Below are 5,242 nucleotides of genomic sequence, written 5' to 3'. Positions count from 1 at the left end.
CTTGAGCATGTGGCGTACGTCTCCCTTGCCCTGATCGTAAAAGAAACCGTGAGAAGCAGAATAAACATAGCCGAGATTCTTGGAGCGGAAAGACTTAACGATATCACAAGTCTCATCGTTCAACTCACAGAAGTCATACGGATGGGATTGGATCTCAACGCGCAGACCTTCGCGCTCAATAATCGGCAATAATTCCTCCATGGACTTGTAAAACATACCGTTGCAGATCTCCTGCTGGTTGGGATCACCCGAAAACTCGGTGTTGATGACCGGCACACCCATATTGACCGCAATCTCAATCATGCGCTTCCAGTTAGCGACTGCGTGCTGGCGCTGCTCCTCGGTCGGGCCCGACCAGCGGTAGACCACAATAAAAGACGAGATTTCCACGCCAGTTTCTCGCAGTGCGCGGCAGTACTCCTCCTCGCACTCCTTAGAAAACAGCGGATGTTTGTAAAACGGGTTGATACGCGGGTGCGGGGACTGCTCGATATACTTGTAGCCCCAGTCGGCTACCTTGTGCACATAGTCGTTAATAGACATTTGTTTAGCCAAAACGTCAACGTCAAATGCAATTTTCATATGGTTTGTCCTCCTTATTGGATGATGTTTGTTTTCTGAGCGAGCCCTTTTGATGTTTTTATTATATGACGATATATAGTATTTTCCAATGATACAATCCACTATAAAATTGCGAAATTCTGCTATTTTTTCTTGCGTATCTTATCCAAGTCTGATAAGATAGACAAAAGGAGCGTGCGTGTTATGCTAATTTCGGAAGCTGGCGTTCATCAGACATCTGAGCGCTATTTTTTACTCCATCTTCCCTTGCACGCGAACTTTTTTACTATCCAACGCGCTGTGGACATTACTTTTGTGATAGACGGTATTCATTCAGCCATCGGTCAGAAATTGCGATGGAGGGTGATCATAACCGAAATATTATGCTGTTTCTAATCAAGTCTGGTGCGATGGAACTTGAGTTAAAAGGTGTACCTGTATTGGCAGGCGCGGGACAAGTCGTGCTGTTCGACTGCCGCGAGCCGTATCGATATGCGGCGTCGGATGGACTAGAGTTTATCTGGTTGCTCTTCAACGGACTGAATGTACGTACGTTTTATCGGCGTATCTTGCAGGCACATAGTGGACGGCAGTGCTTTGCACCGGATACGGTCACGCCGGTGACGCAGGTGCTGGGTACGTTTCTGGAGGGTTGCGCTGCGGACGAACGCCCGAGCGAGGCAGTCTGTTCGCAACTGCTTCATCGGTTGCTATGCATGTTACTACTGGGCGAGGGAGAGCGCACCTCGGATAGCAGCGACCGCATTGCGCAGGCCATCCGCTTTATGAACCGGCATTTGTTTGAACCAATCAGTGTACAGGATGTGTCAGCAGAGGTAAATCTAAGCTCGTCGCACTTTTCGCGGCAGTTTAAGGCCCGCACTGGATATTCTCCGTATGAGTATATCGTGCTGCGCCGCATCGACAAAGCAAAATATCTTCTGACCTCAACCAAACAGTCTGTAGGGGAGATTGCCTATGCCACCGGCTATAATAGCGAAGAAAATTTCAGCCATAGTTTTCAAAAACATGTCGGCATTTCGCCCGGACTGTTCCGCAAATATCCGGTGTAGTTCGCTGCTCCCTCTCATATCACCGCCCAATAAACAAGGCAGGCGTATTGGATTCGATACGCCTGCCTTTTGTTGAATATGAGGATAGAATGAGCCTTGTCAGTATTTTTCCACATGCGCGCGTGACTTTAGCAGCCTTTTTGATGTTCTCTAAGTTAGAGAGTTTGCAATAGTCGGGGCAGAACACCTTCATCGTGCACACATTACCCGCTAAATCGATCTTTTTGAGCGTATCGGCGCATGCCTGTGATTCAGGCAGTCGCTCGGACACAGTTGCATCTCGACATTATTGTAAACTGTGCCGCAGGGCATGTTCTCCCTTGACCTGAATACACCGAATCTATGTCTGCTACAAAGCGATAGCTTGAGTTGTGTGCTTGATCAGGAGAAGTTTGAACAGGGTTATCTCTCGCCATACCTGCGTTGTGAATATGTGAAGTATAAAAAGCCTGCACAGACATTGATCTATATTGATATTGCGATCCGCTCCCTATATAACAGTGATCCGAGCGCTTTCAGTAGCAAAATTTCTCTTTTTTTGCGATTGACCAAGCCACCACGTGTGCATAATTTTGTTTTAGAATATAAATAGATAACTGACGAAATAACGGTTTTTATTATGATGTTGGATGGCTAACTAATAATTACTATTCCAACAAAAAAATTAAATTACATTTTCCAAAGCTCCAATTGTATGCTGACTCTTTTCGCTGATCCTAAATAAGAATACCAATGGCTGCATGACGATTCGTTATAGTAAAAATAGCATACGCGACAAAATGTCAACTATACAAGCGGCATCAGGCGAGATATAATAAAAATGAACTCAGGTTTTCGTATTTTTTGTTGTCATCGTATCACCGCCCGGGGGGTAGTCTGCCTATCCGGGTTGTAAACAAGAATCGGCAACCTGAATTATATGCACGTAGACCATACAGATACCCATATATGGGGCTGTATGGTCTTTTTTGTGCAAATTCAGAACGATCGGAGGAAAAACGAATGTGAGGGAAAACAGATTGATGGAGGTGCGGTATCAGGACAACGCGCAGGGCATCATGCTCACCGGCTATGCGGATACAGTGATTGCAGATCCGCAGTACAGGCTGGTCGGCATCCGCTTTGGTGGCTATCCCGAGATGGTGCAGGGCGTGTCTGCTGCGATTTGCGGCGGCGCCACGGTCACCGTATCCGCAGAGGAACAGTCGTATGTGCTTACCGCAGAACGCGGACGATATCGGAAAACGCTGACCCGTGAGGGGGCGTACACGGTAGCGACCATTCTGTGGGATGACAAAAGCGTTAGCAGGAACATGGCGGAGAATAAGAACGAGGAGAATGTAGATGAATCGGAAAGAAGAACCGAAGGAAGTCAGCCACGGGAAGCCTATTTGCTCTGCGCAGCCGGGGATCAAGATGCGTTATATCACGAAATAGACCGTGTCAGCACGCTCCCTATGATCCCGCAGTTCGCGGATTACCTGATCGCGGAGCTGCAGGCACGGAACATTCTCACCAGATGCCTTGTGCGGACGACTTACGAGCCGTTCGAAGCGTGGCAGCTTACCTGTACACCGGAAGATCAGAACATTGCCGATGTGGTGACTAGCGGCCTCAAAAGCGGCGCAATCTGCATACCTGGTACGCAAGACGGCCAAACAGACGCCTTTCGTGAGATCGGCGGCGTTGCGAGCTATCTGAATGCGTTCGGATCTGTCATTGCCGCCCGTATCCGTGGGCAGTTTGACCCTCTGTATGACCCGGCAGCAGAACCATTGTCAGAAGCCGTGCTGGAACTGAACCGCTATGTTGAACAAACGGCCGGTTACCCCTTGTATGGCGCGCAGCTTGCGGCAGCGGAAGCGCTGCGCCGCAGACTGCAGAAAGCCAAGCTAGGACTGCTGATCGCGGAATGCGGCAGCGGCAAAAGCAAGGTTGGCAGTCTGGCGTTGCAGGCGTATTTCCGGCAAAAGCAGCGGAAATGCCTGCACATCGTCCTTTGTCCATCCCACATGACAGGCAAATGGGTGCGAGAACTGGATGAAACCATTCCGAATTCGCTGTCTGCAGTTGTGCAGTCGCCGGAGGATTTCGATGCCCTCTATGCGGAATATGTCCGCGGCAGCCGAACGGTCTTTGCCGTACTCTCCAAGGAAACCGCGCGGGACGGCTATATGCGCCGCCCGGCGGTGCGCTGGAACGTGATAAAGCGCGGCTTTACCTGCTCGGACTGCGGCAGTGTGATCCAGATGGAGTTTCTGGACTGCGGTAAAAAGACGCTGGTAGACGCCACGTCCGACTATTTCCGCACCGAGACCCGCGCCAACCGCAAGTGCGAATACTGCGGCGCTGTCCTCTGGACGGCCACCACCGCGGAGGAGCAGAGCGAATGGGTACGCATCAGCCATTTGGGCTATGTCCATCGCCGGTTTGCCGGGCAGGCACTAAAAGCCTGCAAAACCGCGGCTGCGAAAAAGCAGCTGGACGAACTGGAGCAAAATCCAAACCGTTTCATGACCGCCCGCGGCGCCTGCCGCCGGTTTCCGCTCAGTACCTATATCAAAAATAAGTACAGCGGCAAAATAGACGGTTTGATCGCGGATGAGCTTCACCAGTTCGCAGCGAACAGCGGACAAGGCGACGCAATGGGCGAGCTGTTTGCCGCCGCCAAGAAGTGCATCGGCATGACGGCGACCCTGATCAACGGCTATGCATCCGGTATCTTCTACCTGCTGTACCGCACCTGTTCGCAGCTGATGCAGCAGGATGGACAAGCGTTTGCTTCCCAGTCGCGATTTGCGCAGGAATACGGTGTGATCGAGGATACCTATACGGTGACAGAGGGCGGTTACAATTCGAACCGCCGCGCGGTCAAGCGCAAGAAGCGCTCCCGCCAGCGCCCCGGGGTGTCCCCACTGGTGTACAGCCGCTTCCTGCTGGAAAGCGGCGTGTTCCTCACCCTGATGGATATGGGAAAGGAACTGCCGGAGTACGAGGAGATCCCCGTGCCGCTCTCTCTGCCGGAGAAGCAGTATCAGGCATATGAGCAGCTGGAAAAAAGCTTTCAGGAGCTTTTCAAGGATCGCAGCCGGGAAGGCCGCAAGCTGGCACAAAAGCTGCTGTCCGTTTACCTCAATCTGCTGATGGCCTATCCGGATCAGCCCTATGGGCATCAGCCGATCGTGCATCCGGTCACCGCAGACCCGATTTTGGTACCGGAGGACAGCGGTGCGCCGACGGACGAAACCGAAAAGGACGCAAGGACGCTCGACATCATTCGCACAAAGGTTGCCACCGGGGAGCGCGTGCTGCTCTACGTCAACTGGGTGCGTCTGGACAGCCGGACACGTCTAAAGCGCTTTCTCACGGATGCCGGTATCCGCACCGAGGTCATGGAGGACACTGTGCCGCCGCGGGAACGCGAGGCATGGGTGGCGGAAAAGCTCCGTCAGGGGATGCAGGTGATGATCACGAATCCTGGTCTTGTGGAAACCGGCCGTGCGTCCGTAAGGACACCTTGTTTCGTGTGATACGAAGGTGCCCGCGGACTGTTAGGAATTCTGCTGTTGGCACAGCAGCAACATAAAAGTATCAAAAAGTTGTCATCA

General features: G+C 51.7%; 3 protein-coding genes. 2 read left to right on the top strand and 1 reads right to left on the bottom strand.

All coding sequences use genetic code 11. From position 1 onward, the window contains the following. Positions 1-582, bottom strand: a 582-nt coding sequence (locus tag ACTQ34_RS17460) for a sugar phosphate isomerase/epimerase family protein (RefSeq protein ID WP_441364878.1), incomplete at its 3' end; no start/stop codon positions are given. A gap of 335 nt (positions 583-917) precedes the next feature. Here ACTQ34_RS17460 and ACTQ34_RS17455 point away from each other — a divergent pair. Together ACTQ34_RS17455 and ACTQ34_RS17450 are read left to right on the top strand one after the other, a co-directional pair. Continuing rightward, positions 918-1,634: a helix-turn-helix domain-containing protein gene (locus ACTQ34_RS17455; protein WP_441364877.1), complete on the top strand. Its 717-nt coding sequence runs from the start codon at positions 918-920 to the stop codon at positions 1,632-1,634. 1,004 nt (positions 1,635-2,638) lie between these two features. Then, positions 2,639-5,164 carry a helicase-related protein gene (locus ACTQ34_RS17450; protein ID WP_441364876.1) on the top strand — a complete coding sequence of 842 codons (2,526 nt, stop codon included), beginning with the start codon at positions 2,639-2,641 and terminating at the stop codon, positions 5,162-5,164. Positions 5,165-5,242 lie beyond the last annotated feature (78 nt).

This window comes from Agathobaculum sp. LCP25S3_E8 (assembly GCF_052117165.1).
GTDB lineage: Bacteria > Bacillota > Clostridia > Oscillospirales > Butyricicoccaceae > Agathobaculum.
This window is presented reverse-complemented; position numbering and strand designations above follow the sequence as displayed.